Here is an 18,178-nt window from a genome sequence, read left to right on the forward strand (position 1 = left end):
GCTGGCCGGGCCGGAATCACGGCCCGGGGGAGGCGGTTTCGCAATTCACCATCCAGCCCAGGCCGAACTTGTCGACCAGCATGCCGAAATGCGCTCCCCAGAACGTGGTGGCAAACGGCATGGTGACCATGCCGCCGGTGGCGAGCGCCTTGAACACCTTCTCCCCGCGCGCCGCATCGCCGGGGATGTTGACCGACATCGAAAACCCCGCGTGGCCGGCGAACGGCTGGCCCGGCATGCGGTCGCTGGCCATGAAACGATGGCCGCCGGCCTCGAACGTGGCGTGCATCACCTTGTTCTTCCATTCCGAGGGGAGCTGCGTCTCCATCGGCGAGCCGGCGTAGCGGTGCAGGGTGACGATCTTTCCATCCAGGCATTGCTGGTAGAACGCCAGCGCGGTCTCGCAGTTGCCGTCGAAGAAGAGGTAGGGTTCGATCTGCATGGTGTCCTCCGGATGGGGCGATGCTAAACCCGAATCCCCCCGCAGGCAAAACCGCGGCGATCGCTCCCCTTAAAATTCGGGGATGCTTGATATCACTTTGTTACGGAAAGACCTGGACTCGGTCGTGGCGCGGCTCGAAACCCGCAAGCGGCCGCAGGCCTTTCTCGACGTGGACGCCTTCAGGGCGCTCGAGGCCGAACGCAAGACGATCCAGTCTCGGACTGAAGAACTGCAGGCGCAGCGCAATGCCCTGAGCAAGCAGATCGGCCAGCTCAAGGCCAAGGGCGAGTCCACCGACGCCGTGATGGCCCAGGTGGGCGCGATCAAGGCCGAACTCGACGGTTCGGCCGCACGGCTGGAACAATTGCAGCCCGAATTGCAGACGCTGTTGCTGGCCGTACCCAACCTGCCGCACGAGAGCGTGCCGGTGGGCGCGGACGAAACCGGCAACGTCGAGGTGCGCCGCTGGGGCACGCCGCGCAGCCCGGACTTTGCGGTCAAGGACCATGTGGACATCGGCACGCCGCTGGGCTTGGACGCGGAAACCGGCGTCAAGCTCGCGGGCTCGCGCTTCACCTTCATGCGCGGCCCGGTGGCGCGGCTGCACCGCGCCCTGGCGCAGTTCATGCTCGACGTGCAGACGCAGGAGCACGGCTACACCGAGTGCTACACGCCCTGCATCGTCAACCCCGAAACCCTGCGCGGTACGGGCCAGCTGCCCAAGTTCGAGGCCGACCTGTTCGCGGTGAAGAAGGGCGGGCAGGAAGGCGAGGGCGAGGCCTTCTACCTGATCCCGACCTCGGAAGTCACGCTCACCAACACCGTGCGCGACGAAGTCCTGGCCGAGTCCGAGCTGCCCATCAAGCTCACGGCGCACACGCCCTGCTTCCGCTCCGAAGCCGGCAGCGCGGGCCGCGACACGCGCGGCATGATCCGCCAGCATCAGTTCGACAAGGTCGAGATGGTGCAGATCGTCCACCCCGACAGGAGCTACGAGGCATTGGAAGACATGACGCGGCATGCCGAGGCCATCCTGCAGAAGCTCGGCCTGCCCTACCGTGTGATGGCGCTGTGCACCGGCGACATGGGCTTTGGCGCGGCCAAGACCTACGACCTGGAAGTCTGGCTGCCCGCGCAGAACACCTACCGCGAGATCAGCTCGGTCTCCAACTGCGAAGCCTTCCAGGCGCGGCGCCTGCAGGCCCGCTTCAAGAACGCCCAGGGCAAGAATGAACTGGTGCACACGCTCAACGGTTCCGGTCTGGCCGTGGGACGCACGCTGGTGGCGGTTCTGGAGAACTATCAGAACGCGGACGGCTCGGTGACCGTGCCGGAAGTGCTGCGCAACTACATGGGCGGCGCCGAGGTGCTGCGGACCTGATATAGAATACGCAATTCGACAGGAGAGATGGCAGAGTGGTCGAATGCGCCGGACTCGAAATCCGGTATACGGTTATACCGTATCTAGGGTTCGAATCCCTATCTCTCCGCCAGTCTGTTAATAAAATCAACGACTTATAAGAGTTTTTGATTTTTGTACCACATAGCATCCCAAAAAAAGCCGCCTCGATGAAGGCGGCTTTTTTATGTCTCATCATCCGAGCGAAGCTCCAGTTCATACCTCACTCCGGCCGCATGTCGAAAGCGTTCAGTGTGCAGGTTGCCAGCGCGTAGTAGCCGAGGATGCCGACGACCTCGATGCTCGATCGGTAACTCAAGACCTCGCTGGCCGAGCTGTTTGCCAAATGGCGGACTTGCGGCCTGGCCATACCCCGGTCTGCCACGCCCGCAGCCAGTCCACTAGGAACTCGGTGAATGCTTCAGCAGCGGGCGGCATCGCACGAGCGGTAGGGCGATAGACGCACACCTGGCGAATCGTCTCGGGCTTGGTGACGCGCCGCATCACCAGGCCCAGCCGTTCCGCCAGCACACCGACGTAGGCCGGCGCGAGCGTCACGGACAAGCCTTCGGCAGCGAGGCCGAGGGCCGTGGACACGTTGTCGACGACGTGCACAGGCCGCACACGCTCTCCTTCGGGCGCATTGACATGCATCTGTGCCACGCTGCGCTCATGGTCGCGGCCAGCCGCCACCAGCGCCACATCGTGCAACTGATCCCAGTGCAGCACCTTGAGGGCGGCCAGGGGATGCGTGGGAGCGCACCAAAGGACCCAGGGACTGTCGAAGACCATCTCGCGCGCCACGCCGGCGCCGGGCGCACGATCCGGCCCCACGGCGAGGTCAACATCGCCCGTTGCCACTGATTCGGCCAGCGCGTCCACCGCGGTGTCGCGGATGCGAATCACCACCTTGGGGCGCTGCTCGCCAAAAGCCCGGATCGCCGCCGGCAGGACCGAGCCGGCCAGAACGAGCGGCGCGCCGACCCGCACCACGCCCGCGGCGCGGTTGCGGACGTCGGTAGCCGCGGACTCGGCAAGCTGCACGTGGCGCAGAACGGTCTCGGCTGAAGCCAGGAAGTCGCGCCCCGCGCTGGAGAGGTTGACTTTGCGCGTGCTGCGGTCGAACACGCGAAAGCCGATGGTGGATTCCAGTTCGGCAACCAATTGGCTTACGGCAGAGGCGGTCATCCCGAGCCGCTCGCTGGCTGCCGCGAAGCTACGCATGTCCGCGACGGCAACAAAAGCTTCGAACTGGCGCAGGGTAATTCGGGTCAGCGGCATTCCGCGATTATCAACTTCCGCTTAGTAATTGGCCAGAATCGATCGTTTGTCCTTAAGAGGGCCTTTGGTGAAACTTGACCGAAACCAAGAACTCCCAAGGACAGCCCCATGCTCGGCCCCGAAGTACATGCCGCACTTGCCCGCGAACTGCAGGAGTCCGAGCGCACCGGCGTGCAGCTGCGGCAGTTCTCGCTGCGTCATCCCGGCATGACGATCGAGGACAGCTACGCCATCCAGCGCGCCTGGATGGACCTGAAGCGCGCGGCCGGGCGCACCGTCATCGGCCACAAGATCGGCCTCACCTCGCGCGCGATGCAGATCGCCTCGCAGATCACCGAGCCCGACTACGGCACGCTGCTGGACGACATGCTGGTGCAAAGCGGCGCCGAGCTGGAGGCTGCGCGTTTCATCGTCCCGCGCTTCGAGGTGGAGTTCGCTTTCATCCTCGCCAAGCCACTGAAGGGACCGGGCGTGACGCTGTTCGACGTGCTCAACGCCACCGACTATGTCACGCCGGCGCTGGAGCTGATCGACGCGCGTATCGAACAGGCCGACCGCGAGACGAAGGCGCCGCGCAAGGTGCTGGACACGATCGCCGACAACGCCGCCAACGGGGCCATCGTTCTGGGCGGGCGGCCGATGAAGCCGGACGCGGTTGACTTGCGTTGGGCTGGCGCGCTGCTGTTCAAGAACGGCGTGATCGAGGAATCCGGGCTGGGCGCAGCGGTCCTCAACCATCCGGGCAACGGAGTGGCCTGGCTGGCCAACAAGCTGGCAGCCCACGATGAAGGCCTGGCTGCCGGTGAGATCGTGCTGGGTGGCTCGTTCACGCGTCCGGTGGCCTGCGCCGCCGGCGACGTCTTCCACGCCGACTACGGCCCGCTCGGTGCCATCGCAGTGCGCTTCGTCTGAATCCGTGCAATGAAGACGCCCGAAAACACATTCAAGTCCGCTCTGGCCCGCGGGGATCTGCAGTTGGGCCTGTGGCTGGCACTGGCCGACGCCTATGCCGCCGAACTGTGCGCCGGCTGCGGTTTCCATTGGTTGCTGATCGACGGCGAACATGCGCCGAACGATTTGCGCAACATGCTCGCGGCGCTGCAAGCGGTGGCACCGTATCCAAGCCACCCGGTGGTGCGCATTCCCAAGGCCGACGACACGCTCATCAAGCAGGTGCTGGAGTTGGGTGCAACCACACTGCTCGTGCCCATGGTGGAGTCGGCCGACCAGGCGCGGCAACTCGTTCGCGCGATGCGCTATCCGCCGCAGGGCATCCGCGGCGTCGGCAGCGCCATCGCGAGGTCGGCGCGCTGGTCGCGCTACCCGGACTACCTGCACGAAGCGAACGAACGAATGTGCCTGCTGGTGCAGGTGGAGACCCACGAAGCGCTCGCGCGCATCGAGGAGATCGCGGCGGTCGAAGGCGTCGATGGCGTCTTCATCGGGCCGGCCGACCTGTCGGCTTCCATGGGCTTGATCGGCCAGCCCGCGCATCCCGAAGTGAAGGCCGCCATCACGGAGGCGTTGCACCGCATCGCCCACGCAGGCAAGGCGCCGGGCATCCTGTGCGCGGACGAGGCGCTGGCCCGCCACTACATCGAAGCCGGCGCGCGCTTTGTCGCGCTCGGCGTGGACACTTCCCTGCTGGTCAAGGCCGCCACCGGCCTGGCGTCTCGCTTTGCCGGTGCGGCGCCCGAAGCGCGAACCTTGGCGGCGTACTGAGCATGGCCGAGCCTAACCTCGAAACATTGCGTGCCGCGTTCGCCGGCCGCCTTCTCGTCGATGCGGCCGACACCGCACCCTTTCTCACGGACTGGCGGCGCAAGTGGACTGGCCGTGCGCTGGCTGTGGCACAACCGGACACCGCCGCCGGCGTTGCGGCGGTGCTGGCCTGGTGCCATGTTCACGAAGTGCCGGTGGTTCCGCATGGCGGCAACACCGGCCTGTCGGGCGGCGCCACGCCCGATGCGAGCGGGCGCGCGCTCGTACTCTCGCTGGCACGGCTGAACCGCATCCGCAGCATCGACCCCGTCAGCAACACGCTGGTCGCGGAAGCCGGCGTCACGCTGCAGCAGGTGCAGGACGCCGCGCGCGAAGCCGGGCGGCTGTTTCCGCTGAGTTTGGCCGCCCAAGGTACCTGCACCATCGGCGGCAACCTGGCCACCAACGCAGGCGGTGTGCAGGTACTGCGCTACGGCAATGCGCGCGAGCTGTGCCTGGGCCTGGAAGTCGCCACGCCGCAGGGCGAGATGTGGGGCGGCCTGCGTGGCCTGCGCAAGGACAACACCGGGTATGATCTGCGCGACCTGTACATCGGCAGCGAGGGAACGCTGGGCGTCATCACTGCTGCGACCCTCAAGCTGTTCCCGCTGCCTGCCGCGCAGGTGGTCGCGTTCGTTGCCGTGCCCGCGCCCGGCGCAGCGCTCGCGTTGCTGCAGCTCGCCCAGGCGCAGCTGGGTTCCGGCCTCACCGCCTTCGAGCTGATGAGCGAGCAGTGCCTCCGCTTGGTGGAAAAGCATGTGGCGGCGGCGCGCCGCCCGCTCGAGTCCGTCTCACCCTGGTATGTGCTGCTGGAAGTGAGCGACAGCCAGGACGAAGCGCATGCCGCCGCGGCCATCGAAGGCCTGCTCGAATCCGCGCTGGAGCAGGATCTGGCCACCGATGCCGCGCTGTCCGCCAGCGGCGCGCAGTTCAAGGCGCTGTGGGCGCTGCGCGAGGACATCTCGGAATCGCAGGGCGCCGAAGGCAAGACCATCAAGCACGACATCTCGCTGCCGATCGCGCGCATCCCCGAGTTCATCGAGCGCACCGGCGCTGCTATAGAAAACGGGTTCCCTCAGCTGCGCCTGGTGGTGTTCGGCCACATGGGCGACGGCAACCTGCACTACAACGTTTCGCCTGCCGAAGGTTCGCGCGGCGACGATCAATTCGCGGCGCTCGAAGCGCCGCTCAATCGCCTGGTGCACGACGCGGTCGCTGCTTTCAACGGCTCGATCTCCGCCGAGCACGGACTGGGCGTGCTGCGCCGCGACGAAGCCGCGCGCTACAAGAGCCCGGTGGAGTTGCGCCTGATGCGCGCGGTCAAGGCCGCGCTCGATCCCAAAGGACTGATGAATCCCGGCAAGGTACTTGTCAATGATTCGATGGAAAGACTATGAACTCACCCTTGCTTGACGTTGTCGACGTTGCTGTTTCACCGGACCATTACATTGGCGGCCTCAGGGTCGCCTCTGCCGAAACCTTCGACCTGTTCTCTCCGATCGACCAGAAGCCGCTGGGCCGTATCGCCGAAGGCACTGCAGAACATGTGGACGCCGCGATCCGCGCCGCGCTGCAGGCCTTTCCAGCCTGGAGCGCGATGACTGCGGCTGAGCGCAAGCCCTATCTCGACCGCTTCGCGCAAGAGATCGGCAAGCGCGCCGATGCCTTCTGCGCGCTGGAGAGCACAGATGCCGGCGTACTGCTCTCGCGCATGCGCCATGGTGTGGTACCGCGCGCGATGCTCAACATCACGTGGTTCGCGCAGCACGCCCTCACGCTGCAGGACCGGCCGATGGATACCGACCAGGCGCACCACATCGTGAGGCACGACGCCGCCGGCGTGGTCGTTGTCATCACGCCCTGGAACGCGCCGTTGATGCTGTCCACATGGAAGCTGGGCCCGGCGCTGGCGGCGGGCAACACCTGCATCCTGAAGCCGCCCGAGTGGGCGCCGCTCACCTGCTCGCTGTTGGCCGATGCCGCGCACGCGGCCGGGCTGCCGCCCGGCGTGTTCAACGTGGTCCAGGGTTCGGGCGCGAATACCGGAGCCAAGTTGGTGAGCGACCCGCGCATCGCTCGGGTATCGTTCACCGGCAGCGTGACCACCGCGAAGTGGATTGCGCAGGCCGCGGGCGCCAACCTCGTTCCGTGCAGCCTGGAGCTGGGCGGCAAGAGCCCGTTCATCGTGCTGGAAGACGCCGACCTGGACAACGCTGCGGCCACCGGTGCGCTGATGTACCGCAACGCCGGCCAGGTCTGCCTGGCGGGTACGCGCTTCCTGGTGCACGAGAAGGTTGCGGAGAAGTTCATCGCCGCCATGCGCGGCTATGTCGAGAAACTGAATGTAGGCGACCCACGCGACGAGGCCACCGAAGTCGGCCCAATCATCCATCCGCGCCAGGTGGACCGGGTGATGGGGTTCATCGATCGCGCGAAAGCGGATGGCGCGCAAGTCCTGTGGGGCGGCGCAAGGCATGCCTACGGCGCACAGTACATCCAACCAACCATGGTGACCCACCTGGAGCAGGACGACGAGATCGTGCAGAACGAGGTTTTCGGGCCCGTGCTCACGCTGCAGACCTTCTCGGACGACGAGCAGGCCGTGCAGATGGCCAACGGTACGGACTACGGCCTGGGCGGCGTGTGCTACGGCGAAACCCGGCACGCCACCGAGGTCGCGCAGCGGGTGCGCACCGGCTTCATCTGGGTCAACAGCTTCGGCATCCGCGATCTGGCCGCCCCCTTCGGCGGCATCAAGCGATCGGGCGTCGGGCGCGAGGGCGGCGACTGGAGCTTCGAGTTCTTCTGCGACGTGAAGGATGTGGTCGTTCCGAAGAAGCCCTTCCGCGCCAGTTTCAGCCACCGCTAGATTTCAAGAGAGGAGCCACCATGGGAAAAATCGTCGGCGCGGCCATCGTGTCGCACCACCCCGGCCTGATGCAATGCGAGGAGTTTCGCGTCTACATGGGCGCGGGGGCGGATTCGGATCTCATTGCCGGCTACGGCCGATTGCGCAAGAAAATCGAAGCGGTGAAACCGGATGTCGTGATGATCTTCGATTCGCACTGGTTCACCACCGGCTACCACCTGGTGGACGCGGGTGAGCGCTACAGCGGAACCTACATCTCGGACGAAATGCCGTGGTACCTGCACGGCGTGCCCTACGACTACCGCGGCCACCCCGAGCTGGCGCTGGCCATCGAGGCCGTGTCGCGCGAGCGGGGCGGCTACAACCGCGCCATCCGGCATCCGGAGTTGGGACGCCACTACCCCACCATCAACCTGGTCAAGCAGCTTCGGCTGGAAACCATGGACTTGCCGGTGGTCGCCGTCAGTTCGTGCCAGAACTGCGACTGGGAGCAGTTCCTCCCATCGGGTGAGGCGATCGGCGAGGCGATCCGGCGCAGCGACCTGCGCGTGCTGCTGTTGGCTTCCGGTGCGCTGAGCCACAAGTTCAACGGCATCGACTGGAAACCCAGGAACCCGCGCATCTACCACGAGAGCAATGTGTCGCGGCCAGAGAACATCGAGAGCGACAAGCAGGCCATCGCACTGATGAAGGAGGGCCGGCATGACCTGATCCTCGAACGTTGGGATGAGGACTACCGGCGCAAGCCCTGGGAAGCCTTCGGCGCGCACTACCTGCAGATGCTGGGCGCGCTGGGCGGCACGGCCTGCCGCTTCAAGGGCGAGACGCTCTCCGACTACGAAAACGCCCGCGGCACGGGCAACATCCATGTGTGGTTCGAAACGCAGCCACACCTCGACACGCAGGATGCTCGCGGCCTCAGCGAGTACACCCCCATCGTCACGGCATAACCCGGATCACCCATGAAGTTTGACTTTCCGCTCAAAGAATTGCCCGCCGTCATGCGCGGGCCCCGCATGGAGCGCCGCCGTGTGCTGGTCGGCGGCAGCGCCTTCTGGGGCACGATGATCGATGAGGGCGCCGAGGCAGGTTGCCTGCGGCTCGACGACGGCCGGCGGGTGGACCCGGATACCCTGCCCCATCTGCCTCCGGTGAGTCCGAGCAAGATCATTGCCGTGCACATCTCGTACAGCTCGCGCAGCCTGGAGACGCGCAACAAACCCCGGCCGACGGAGACGCCGACCTACTTCACCAAGCCACCGACTTCGTTGAATGGGCATCGCGGCCAGATCCTCAAGCCGGCCGATTGCAAGTACCTCAACTACGAAGGTGAGTATGCGGTGGTCATCTCGCGCACCTGCCGCAATGTGACCCCGGATGAAGCGTGGGACTTCATCGAGGGTTTCTGCCCCGCGCTTGATATGGGTCTGCAGGATTTTCGCGACACCGACCAGGGCTCCATGCTGCGCGTGAAGGGTGCGGACACGCTGCTGCCCATCGGGCCGGGGATCGTGCGCGGCGTGAACCTGTTCGAGCAGACGCTGCGCACCTTCGTCAATGGCCACATCGTGCAGGAGGCGCACATCGGCGAGGAGACGGTCTGGGGGCCGCACTACGTCATCGCCGACATCGCGCGCCACATCACGCTGGAAGCGGGCGACGTCATCCTGATGGGCACGCCTTGCCACTCGCGCTCGGTCGATCCGGGTCAACTGGTCGAATGCGAAATCACCGGCATTGGCCGCATCGGCGGGACCGTGACCGCGATCCCCGCGCCGCGCGCGAGCGCGCTGGGCGTGGGTCACCAACCCACCGACTCGCCCGAGGTGCGCCGCGTGGCGCTCGGCTTCGATGAGCGGGTACCAGAACATTTCAAGGAGGCGCTGCGCCTTGCGAAAGAGGCGCATCAATGAAGGTCTGCATCGTCGGCGCCGGTGCGATCGGTGGATTCATCGGCACCCGCCTCGCAGCGGCCGGGCAGGCCGAGGTCAGTGCGGTGGCGCGCGGCGCCACGCTGGAGGCGTTGCGCCGGCACGGCTGGCGCATGAACACGGCGGCCGGGCTGGTGCAAGCGCCCGCGAACGCGAGCGACGACGCGGCCGCGCTAGGCCCGCAGGACCTTGTTGTCATCGCAGTCAAAGGGGCGGCTCTCACTTCGGTCGCGCGCGGCATTGCCCCGCTGATCGGTCCGAACACGCTGGTGCTGCCAGCCATGAACGGTGTGCCCTGGTGGTTCTGCCATGGCGTGGCGGGCTTTCCCGGCGGCGCGCTGCAGAGCGTGGACCCCGGAGCCGAGATCGAAATAGCCATCCCTTTTGGGCAGGTGCTGGGTTGCGTGGTGCATGCCAGCACCTCGACGCCCGAGCCCGGCCTGGTACAACACAAAATGGGCCAGGGCCTGATCGTGGGCGAAGCCAGCGGCGGCAGAAGCGAACGGGCGCAGCGCGTCGTGAACCTGCTCTCAGGTGCGGGTTTCGACGCCACGCACTCGGCCGATGTGCGCTATGACATCTGGTACAAGCTGTGGGGCAACATGACCATGAACCCGGTGAGTGCCATCACCGGCGCCACGGCCGACCGCGTCCTGGCCGACCCGCTGGTGCGGGGCCTTTGCTCCGCGGCGATGGCCGAAGCCCAGGCGATAGGCGCGCGCATCGGCTGCTCCATCGAGCAGGATGCGGAAGCCCGCCATGCGATCACCGCCAAGCTAGGCGCCTTCAAAACGTCCATGCTTCAGGACACCGAGGCAGGCCGCCCCATCGAGCTGGACGCCATCGTCGGCGTGGTGCGCGAGATCGGGCAGCGGCTGGATATCGCCACACCACACACCGACGTGCTATTCGGTCTTGCCCGACTTTTCGCGCGCGTGCGCGGCCTTTACCCAAAGGAAGATTGATAGCCAGCTCTGCGGTGAAGACAGCAGAGACGGTACGACGCGGCAAGCTGCCTTGACGTTCCTGTATCAAGTGCCAATGGAATATAGAGGAATACAGAAAGGGCGACACCAACCATTCGAACTGTTGGGTTTTCGTCGCAGTCCCTGGCCCGGCGGAATTCCCGGAATCCAATGACCGTACCCAGGTTCGGTCCATTGTGGATGCGTACAAGCCTCGTGCATGGCAGCAATGCAGTACCCTCGATCGTCGTGTGCAAGGGGACGCCCAAGCCAACTATGTGGACGACATGCCATCGAAGCTTGGTCAGGCATGGTCGTGGCACGAGCGTCAGGCGGGCCAAAATGCGCAGTATCGGTTCGAGATCCGCTAGATCTGGCTTGGCCCCCATGCAACCGGGCTGACGCTGTGCTGGGCGGTACTTCAGCTCTGCCGGTCAGAGGCCGGCATCGCTGCCGGGTCCATCCAAAAGGCTCCCCACAGGTTTCCGTCGCGGTCAGCGAGGTCACGGCCGTACATGAAGCCCAGCTCCTGCACAGGGTTCACGTCGGCCTGCCCCCCGTGGGCCGCAGCGGCATTGTTCATCGCATCCACGGCGTCGCGGCTGTCCAAGGCCAGCGAAAGCATCACACCGGTGGACCCGTGCGGCGGGAGCGGCCGATCCGTGAACGTGCGCCACTTGGCGTGCGTGAGCAGCATCGCGTAGATCGCCTCGCTCCACACCATGCAGGCGGCGGTGTCGTCGCTGAATTGCGGGTTTTGCTGGAATCCCAGCGCCTTGTAGAAGGCGATCGAGGCTTGAAGGTCGGTGACTGGGAGGCTGACGAAAATCATCTTGGTCATGGCGTTTCCTTGGTGGCGGCGTCCTGAGCGTGGACGCTTCACCAGTACGACGAACGACCATAGCCTGAATCGACACGGTGACCCGGGGCCATGCCCCAGGCCTTCAGTGAACCCGCGTCTCTTGGCGGCTGTGCCCCTCGGCTTGCACGACCCTTGCAGGGACGAACGGTACGGAAGCCTGAGACAGGGGCAGTCGATGCGCCGCTGCACCTGCGCAGCGCAAGGGCTCACGGCAAGCGCCTTACTCCGGATAGGCTTCGACGTTGATCGATAACCTGACTTCATCGGCGATGGCCGGCACGCCGAATTTCATGCCGAAATCCGTGCGTTTCAAAGTACCCACGGCGTCAGCGCCGCACATGGGTTTCTTGGTGAAGGGATGAGGGCCGCATTTGAATGCCGTGACGGAGAGCTTGAGCGGGCGAGTCACCCCCAGCAACGTCAGGTTTCCGTCGATGCTTTCAACGGCGTCGCCCTTGAAAACGAAGCGGGTCGACTTGTAGCTCATCTCGGGGAATTCGGCGCTGTTGAAAAAGTCGGACCCGCGCAAATGCTCATCGCGCGAGCGTGTTCCGTCGCTGCGCCGGGCGTCGCCCGACGAAACGGATGCCGTCGCGATCCTGACGTCCAGCGAGCCCGATTTCGCCGCCTCGTCGAGCACGATGCGCCCGGTCATCTTGTCAAAACGGCCCTGGATCGTCGACATGCCGAGGTGGTTGACCGCGAAGCTCGGAAACGAATGCAGGGCGTCGATGGCATAGTTCTGCGGCGCCGCGCTGGCGGTGGACGCCAGGAAAACGGCTGAAAGTGCGAGTGAAGAGCGCAGCATGGTGAGAATCCTTTGCAATCTGAAGTGAAGGGGAATGAGCCGCCAGGCTGAGGTGGGCAGCCTCAGGAGGCTCGCGCGGTCCACAGCGAGATGAACACAGCGAGCAGCATGGGAATGGATGCCGTTGCGGTGGCAACGAAGCTGCGCAGCCAGAAGGCGCGGCCTGGCATGGTCTTGATGCGTGCGCAAGCCGGAACGGCCAGCATCGGCAGGAGGCCGTACCAGGGAAGCGAGCCTGTTGCAACGGCCAGCGTGCCCACCAGGCCCGCGGCCACATGGGCGGGCAGCGCCAGGGTGTGGCCGGTGGGGGCGCTTTTGGGCTTGAGGGCCAGCACAAGCCAGGCGGCTCCCGCACCCGCCGCGGTGGCGATGCCCAGTTGAGCCAGCAGTGCGGAAGCGCCCGCGAGCGCCAGGGCGCCGCTGCCGAGACCGAGGACCAAGGCTGAAGCCGATGCGGGCGCCGCGTCTTCTTCCGAAGCGACGGCGGTATAGGCCAGCGCTGCCACGAAAAGCGCGGCCGCGGCTCCAGCAAGCAGCGCCGTGGCGAGCTCTTGCTGTTGCAGCACACGCCATGCAACCCATATGGCAGACAGGCCTGCCGCACCGGCGAGCCCCATGCGCAGCCTCCCCGGGGCGATACGCGCCGCCAGCAACTCCAGCGGAACGATCAACGCAATCAGCAGCATCTCAATCGTGATCAGCTTCTGGAGGGAGGTTGATGCCGTGAATGAGAAACCGATCGTCAGCGCGACGGCGAGGGTAAAGGCAGCGCCGGTGGCCAGCCCGAGAAAACGCGTCCGGGACAACGGCCAGGCGACTGCCAACGCTGCGAGGAAAGGGGCGACACCCGCCTGTATGGCGGGATGGTCGAGCAGTTCGTTCATGCCGCCGTCAGCCCGCGTCGGCGATCAGGCCGGCCTGTTCAATACCCGCAATGGCGCATCGCTCGTCGTTGTCCGGTATGTCGCCGCTGATCCCCACGGCGCCGATGACAGCGTTGTCGGTGCCGCGCACCAGGACGCCGCCGGGCACCGGGACCATGCGGCCTTCGGAGACGGCATTCAGTGCGTTGTAGAACCCAGGGTGGGCTTCCGCGCGCTGGGCCAGCACACGGCCGCCCAGCCTCATTCCCAGAGCGCCCCATGCCTTGCCGACAGCAATCTGCGGGCGCAAGATCCCGGAAGCATCTTCGCGCTTGAACGCGACCAAGTGCCCGCCCGCGTCCAGCACGGCGACGGTGAGCGGCTTGAAGTTCGAGCGACGGCCGAGCACCAAAGCGGCGTCGACGATCGTTGCGGCGGATGAAAGGCTGAGGCTGGACACGGCAATCTCCGGAATGTTTTCGCTGGACATGGATTCAGACGGTGAGCGCCATTTCGCGCTGGATGATGCGGCTCGCGAAGCGCCACACACCGTCCGTGTCCTGGACGAAGGTATCGAACAGGTCATTGATCCGGACATGTGCGTCTGCATCCGCCCCCAATTGCTCGAAGGTCATCTGGATCGCCGTGGTATGCACCAAGTTGCCTTCGATCCGGTCCACGCGCAGGTTCGACCAGATGTGCCTGACTTTGCGCTCGGGATTGAGCGCGCGCCGGTAGCAGTCGTCCGCTATCTTCTGCCGCCCGATCAGGTCTTGTCCGCCAACGCGCAGCGTTCCGTCTGAAGTAAACAGCTGCGAGAGTGCGTCGCCATCGGCTCTGTCGGCATGCCATGCGAAGTCGCTGAGCATGCGCTCGATGCTGGGGATATCAAACAGTGCCATCGTCGGTTCCATCCACGGTTTCGAATTCTTCGGTGCTGTCTTCAGGGACAACGATTGGCGGCAAGCCCATCAGGAAGATGACCAGTTCCGAGTGGGCCCTGATCGTGGCTTGCTCGCCCGGTTCGATCTGCACGGCGTCGTACTCGCCGATGGGCTCGCGGCCTGCCTCACCGCTTCCCTGGGTCACGAACAGCAGCCGCCGCGCGCTGTCGTGCACCGAAGTCCAATCGCCTCCAGCTTCGATGCGCACCATCTCCACCCAGACGCCACGCTCGGAAAACGCGCCGAGAAACTTCTTGCGGGTTTTGGGGGTTTCCGGCGTGGGAAGCCAGTTGAACCGCTGCGGGTCGGCAATGACGACTTTGGGGTAGCGCGGCATCGGGTACTTCAGGCGCTCGCCAAAAACATGTTCCCAGATGACGTTGAGGCCCCATTCCATTCTGCCGTCCGGATGGCGGTAGTTCGGCCCGACGAATTCCCCGGTCTTCGCCAGTTCCGCGCGGGCTGCCAGCCGCTGGCCCATGCTCATGAAGCCGCAGCCTGAGGCGCCTCCAAACTGCAGGACCAGCTGCAGCCGTTCCCCCGGAGGCGTCTTGCCCAGTGGATCGTCCTGCGGTCCGTAGGGCATGCCCTCGGCGAAATAGCCGACCTGGCCTTCTTTCTGCTTCAATCCGTCGCCGATATTCATGTCGCCGCGCAGCGGCAGCCGGATCTGGTCGAAGTTGTGCCGGTGGCGCGGCATGTGAAAGTCGCCGTCCTGTCTGCCCAGCACCAGCATGAAGTTGTCGCGTGAGGATGGATCGCCTTCCAGGCAATACTGAAAGACGAGGTTGCCGCTGGGATGGTCCTTGTGCCAGTCCGAAGGGGAGAAGCGTTTTGTTTTCATATCTATTCGTGTGATGGCTGTGTCGTTGGAGTGCTGAAAAAATCCGAAGGACTCAATCGGCGCGTATGCCCGCGGCCTTGATGACGGCGCCCCACCGGTCGCTTTCGGCGGCCACCAGTCTCTTGAATTCCTCGGGTGTTCCCGGTGTTGGCTGCAGGCCGGACTCGGCGAAGCGTTTTTGCACGTTCGCATCGAGCATCGCCCGCCGCAACCCGGTGTTCAACCGGTCGACGATCGCAGGCGGCATGCCGGCCGGGCCGAGCAGGCCGTGCAGCGTGAAGGCAAGCATGTTCTTCAGGCCCAATTCGGTGAACGTGGGAACATCGGGAATGGTGGCGATGCGCTGGGTCGCGGTGACGGCCAGCGGGCGCACTTGTCCTGCGCGGATGTTCTGCAACCCGATGGTGAGGTCCATCATCATGCATTCGACCTGGCCGCCAATCACATCCTGGATGGCAGGCGAGCCGCCCTTGTAGGACACATGCGTCAGCTGGATGCCCGCGCTGCGCTGCAGCAGCTCCATCGCGATGCGGTGCAGCGATCCACTGCCTGCGGACGCGAAGTTCACCTTGCCGGGGTACTTCTTTGCATACGCGAGAAACTCCGCCAGGGTTTTGGCGGGAAAAGCCGGATTGACGACCAGGGTGACCGGAACCTGCCCGATGGCCCCGATGTACGTGAAGTCCTTGTCCTTGTCGTACGGAAGCTTGGCGTACAAGTGCGGGTTGAACAGCAGCGTGGAATTCTCGGCATTCATGATCGTGTAGCCGTCCGGCTTGGATTGCATGAGCGCGCTGACAGCGATGTTCCCGGAAGCGCCCGGCCGGTTGTCCACCACCAGCGGTTGCCCGAGGCCGGGCTGCATGCCTTCGGCCAGCCCGCGCACCACGGCATCGGTGGCGCCTCCCGCAGGAAAGCCCACGATCCATCGGATGGGTTTGGTGGGATAGCTTTCCTGGGCCATGGCCGGCCGGATCATGGTCTGTGCGAGGGCCGCGGCCAGGCTCGCGGCGAAAGTACGTCTTTTCATCGTTTTCATAAGTGTTTCCAGATGGGCGGTGCCCTAGTCGTCCGAGGTGTAGCCGGTTTGCTGGACGACCGGAGCCCAGCGCTCCAGATCCGTCTTGATGAGCGTGGCAAAGCGGTCTGAGGGCAAGGTGAACGATTCCATCGCCATCTTGGCAAGCGTCTCGCGCGTGTCGGGCGCTTTGAACGCTTCAGCGATGGCCGTGTTCGTTGCCGCAACGATGGATTCCGGTGTCTTGGCCGGGAGGAACAGGCCAAACCAGGTCATGGACTCCAGCATCGGAAACCCGGCCTCGCGGAATGTGGGCACGTCAGGGGCAAACCGGGAGCGGGCGGGACTCGATACCGCGAGAATCCGTGCCTTGCCGGCCTGGGCAAACGGCAACTGCTCGCCCAGCACGTTCACGCTGGCCGCAATCTGCCCGGCAACCATGTCCTGCAGTGCGAGGATCGAGCCGCGATAGGGAACGTGCGTCAGTTCAAAGCCCGCAGCCTGCGACAGCAGCCAGCCTGTGAAGTGCAATGTGCTTCCGGCGCCGGACGTGCCGTAGGTTGCCCTGGTCGGATTCGCTTTCGCCCATCGTACAAAGTCGCTCAGCGTTCGAACCTCGGCAGGCACCGAAGGGCCTACCGCGAAGCCCAGCGGCACCATCGAAAGCGCCGTCACGGGCTGCAGGTCGATCAACGGCCGGTAGGTCAGCTTGCGATAGACGTGTGGATAGATCGTCATCATGGCGTCGGGGGTGACCAGCATGACGCTGCCGTCGGCCGGAGACTGCCGCACGTTGTCGACCGCAAGCCGGCCGCCGGCGCCGGCGCGGTTGTCCACCACATGGGGGACGCCGGACTGGCTCAGTTTGGTGGCGACGAGACGCGCCACCACGTCGGCCGCGCTTCCTGGCGGAAAGCCGACGCAGACACGCACCGCTGCCCGTTGTGCCCGTGCAGCCGTGCCCTGGATGCCTGTGAGAAGGCCCGCCAATCCCCCGGCCATGTGTCTGCGTGTGATCATGCTGGCTCCTTCAAAAGCTGTGGCGAATGCCGAGATCGATGCCGGTCGCCTTGGCATTCGCGACACCGGCGATCGGCGCACTTCCTCCCACGGAGAAAGCGGCGCCGTTGTGGTTGTTCACCCGCGCATAGGTGGTGTACACCGCCGTGCGCTTCGACAGGTTGTGAACGTAGCCAATCGCGAGCTGTTCGGCATTCGCTTGTGCGGCATTGTTCCGTTTCGTTTTGATCAGCGACACTGGGATGTAGCCCACACCCAGCGGAATGGTTGCGCCAAGGAGATAGCTGCTGTTGCGGCTATTCGGCAGCCCGGTCTGGGCGACGGTGTAGGAGGCCATGAGGGTGGCGAAACCGAAGTTCCAGGACATGCCGCCATTGGTCAGGGTGAAGTCCTTGTTGGCCAGGTTGTTCGTCTTTGAATACGCAATGGCGCCATTGAACGGGCCGGTGGCATACCCAGCCCGGAAGCCGTAGTACTTTCCATCGGACGCGGTGGCTGTTCCCGAGGGGTTTTCGCCGAGTGCGTACTGGAGCTGGCCGTACAGACCCTGCGCGCCGGCGGGATGCGGGGCGTTGTACAGGTATTGGATCGAATTCGAGTTGCGAACGACATTGACGCTCGGCCCGCTCGTGCCTGCAAACAGCAGGTTGCTGGCGGACGCCGCACCTTGCATCGCGAACGGATCGAACACCGCGAAATTCCAGAACGTGGGAACATAGTCGCGGCCAAGCCGCAGTTCACCCCAGGGTCCGAGGAGGCTGACCGTCGAGCGCCTGTTGAATGTCAGGCCTTGATTAGCGGGCGTCGTGCCGGTGGCCTGGTTGTTGGTGTTGGTGGTGCCTCCCGTGCCGCTGTCCGCCGCAAACTCGGATTCAAGCCAGAAGCCCGCAGCCAGTCCCCCGCCCAGATCTTCAAGGCCTCGAAAGCCGATGCGGCTGGCGGCCAGGCCGCCACTTCCAAGCCGCGTCACCGTGGTTCCTCCATCGACCGAGTAGCGGTTGATGGCGGCATCGACCACGCCGAACAGCGTCACGCTCGACTGTGCGATGGCCAGGTTGGCGGTGAATCCGGCCAGGAGGACCGGTACATATTTCTTCATCTTGTCTCCTTGTTGTGAGTGAAGGCCTGCTCGGCCCTGATCCCTGTGCTTCTTATGCTTGACTCGAGGCGT

At 65.0% G+C, this 18,178-nt stretch carries 19 protein-coding genes and 1 tRNA gene; 9 read left to right on the forward strand and 11 right to left on the reverse strand.

What is annotated here, in order from left to right:
• Positions 1-16: 16 nt before the first annotated feature.
• Entirely contained in the window at positions 17-442 is a 426-nt protein-coding gene (locus MMF98_RS18430) for a VOC family protein (RefSeq protein ID WP_243308336.1), read from the reverse strand.
• 82 nt (positions 443-524) lie between these two features.
• Here MMF98_RS18430 and serS point away from each other — a divergent pair, with 82 nt between their 5' ends.
• Both serS and MMF98_RS18440 read left to right on the forward strand, forming a co-directional pair.
• Complete coding sequence (gene serS / locus MMF98_RS18435) at positions 525-1,823, forward strand: serine--tRNA ligase (protein WP_243308337.1); 1,299 nt, start codon at positions 525-527, stop codon at positions 1,821-1,823.
• A 21-nt stretch (positions 1,824-1,844) separates the two neighbouring features.
• Positions 1,845-1,935: transfer RNA gene (locus MMF98_RS18440), tRNA-Ser, on the forward strand.
• 221 nt (positions 1,936-2,156) lie between these two features.
• Here the strand turns inward: MMF98_RS18440 and MMF98_RS18445 are convergent.
• Entirely contained in the window at positions 2,157-3,122 is a 966-nt protein-coding gene (locus MMF98_RS18445) for a LysR family transcriptional regulator (RefSeq protein ID WP_243308338.1), read from the reverse strand.
• A 108-nt stretch (positions 3,123-3,230) separates the two neighbouring features.
• On the opposite strand from MMF98_RS18445, the gene hpaH reads away from it, so the two are divergent.
• From hpaH to MMF98_RS18480, 7 genes are read left to right on the forward strand one after another with little or no spacing between them, the layout of a single operon-like run.
• The gene (hpaH, locus tag MMF98_RS18450; RefSeq protein WP_243308339.1) at positions 3,231-4,034 is read left to right on the forward strand and encodes a 2-oxo-hept-4-ene-1,7-dioate hydratase; all 804 of its coding nucleotides are present in this window, start codon (positions 3,231-3,233) and stop codon (positions 4,032-4,034) included.
• Between the two features lie 9 nt (positions 4,035-4,043).
• Positions 4,044-4,844 (forward strand): 4-hydroxy-2-oxoheptanedioate aldolase, encoded by an 801-nt coding sequence (hpaI, locus tag MMF98_RS18455; protein ID WP_243308340.1) that lies wholly within the window; start codon positions 4,044-4,046, stop codon positions 4,842-4,844.
• Between the two features lie 2 nt (positions 4,845-4,846).
• Entirely contained in the window at positions 4,847-6,280 is a 1,434-nt protein-coding gene (locus tag MMF98_RS18460) for an FAD-binding oxidoreductase (protein WP_243308341.1), read from the forward strand.
• Complete coding sequence (locus MMF98_RS18465; protein WP_243308342.1) at positions 6,277-7,752, forward strand: aldehyde dehydrogenase; 1,476 nt, start codon at positions 6,277-6,279, stop codon at positions 7,750-7,752. The genes MMF98_RS18460 and MMF98_RS18465 overlap by 4 nt, the downstream gene beginning before the upstream one ends.
• 20 nt (positions 7,753-7,772) lie before the next feature.
• The gene (locus tag MMF98_RS18470) at positions 7,773-8,702 is read left to right on the forward strand and encodes a DODA-type extradiol aromatic ring-opening family dioxygenase (RefSeq protein WP_243308343.1); all 930 of its coding nucleotides are present in this window, start codon (positions 7,773-7,775) and stop codon (positions 8,700-8,702) included.
• Positions 8,703-8,714: 12 nt separating this feature from the next.
• The gene (locus tag MMF98_RS18475) at positions 8,715-9,665 is read left to right on the forward strand and encodes a fumarylacetoacetate hydrolase family protein (protein WP_243308345.1); all 951 of its coding nucleotides are present in this window, start codon (positions 8,715-8,717) and stop codon (positions 9,663-9,665) included.
• Positions 9,662-10,648: a 2-dehydropantoate 2-reductase gene (locus tag MMF98_RS18480; RefSeq protein ID WP_243308350.1), complete on the forward strand. Its 987-nt coding sequence runs from the start codon at positions 9,662-9,664 to the stop codon at positions 10,646-10,648. The genes MMF98_RS18475 and MMF98_RS18480 overlap by 4 nt, the downstream gene beginning before the upstream one ends.
• Positions 10,649-11,069: 421 nt before the next feature.
• Here MMF98_RS18480 and MMF98_RS18485 read toward each other — a convergent pair whose 3' ends face one another.
• From MMF98_RS18485 to MMF98_RS18525, 9 genes are all read right to left on the reverse strand, one after another.
• On the reverse strand, positions 11,070-11,489 hold the full coding sequence (locus MMF98_RS18485) for a VOC family protein (RefSeq protein ID WP_243308351.1): 420 nt from the start codon (positions 11,487-11,489) through the stop codon (positions 11,070-11,072).
• A gap of 241 nt (positions 11,490-11,730) precedes the next feature.
• Positions 11,731-12,318 (reverse strand): YceI family protein, encoded by a 588-nt coding sequence (locus tag MMF98_RS18490; RefSeq protein WP_243308352.1) that lies wholly within the window; start codon positions 12,316-12,318, stop codon positions 11,731-11,733.
• 62 nt (positions 12,319-12,380) lie between these two features.
• Entirely contained in the window at positions 12,381-13,202 is an 822-nt protein-coding gene (locus MMF98_RS18495; protein ID WP_243308353.1) for a hypothetical protein, read from the reverse strand.
• A gap of 7 nt (positions 13,203-13,209) precedes the next feature.
• Positions 13,210-13,671: a GlcG/HbpS family heme-binding protein gene (locus MMF98_RS18500; RefSeq protein ID WP_243308354.1), complete on the reverse strand. Its 462-nt coding sequence runs from the start codon at positions 13,669-13,671 to the stop codon at positions 13,210-13,212.
• 4 nt (positions 13,672-13,675) lie between these two features.
• Complete coding sequence (locus MMF98_RS18505) at positions 13,676-14,083, reverse strand: nuclear transport factor 2 family protein (RefSeq protein ID WP_243308355.1); 408 nt, start codon at positions 14,081-14,083, stop codon at positions 13,676-13,678.
• Positions 14,070-14,969: a pirin family protein gene (locus MMF98_RS18510; RefSeq protein ID WP_243308357.1), complete on the reverse strand. Its 900-nt coding sequence runs from the start codon at positions 14,967-14,969 to the stop codon at positions 14,070-14,072. Before MMF98_RS18510 ends, MMF98_RS18505 begins: the two co-directional genes overlap by 14 nt.
• Before the next feature lie 52 nt (positions 14,970-15,021).
• A complete protein-coding gene (locus tag MMF98_RS18515; protein WP_243308358.1) occupies positions 15,022-15,999 on the reverse strand; it encodes a Bug family tripartite tricarboxylate transporter substrate binding protein in 978 nt (325 codons plus the stop codon).
• Positions 16,000-16,032: 33 nt separating this feature from the next.
• The gene (locus MMF98_RS18520; protein WP_243308359.1) at positions 16,033-17,007 is read right to left on the reverse strand and encodes a tripartite tricarboxylate transporter substrate-binding protein; all 975 of its coding nucleotides are present in this window, start codon (positions 17,005-17,007) and stop codon (positions 16,033-16,035) included.
• Positions 17,008-17,017: 10 nt separating this feature from the next.
• A complete protein-coding gene (locus MMF98_RS18525) occupies positions 17,018-18,106 on the reverse strand; it encodes a porin (protein ID WP_243308360.1) in 1,089 nt (362 codons plus the stop codon).
• Positions 18,107-18,178: the final 72 nt, after the last annotated feature.

The sequence above is a fragment of the Variovorax terrae genome, from assembly GCF_022809125.1.
In the GTDB taxonomy this organism is placed as follows: Bacteria; Pseudomonadota; Gammaproteobacteria; order Burkholderiales; family Burkholderiaceae_C; genus Variovorax_A; species Variovorax_A terrae.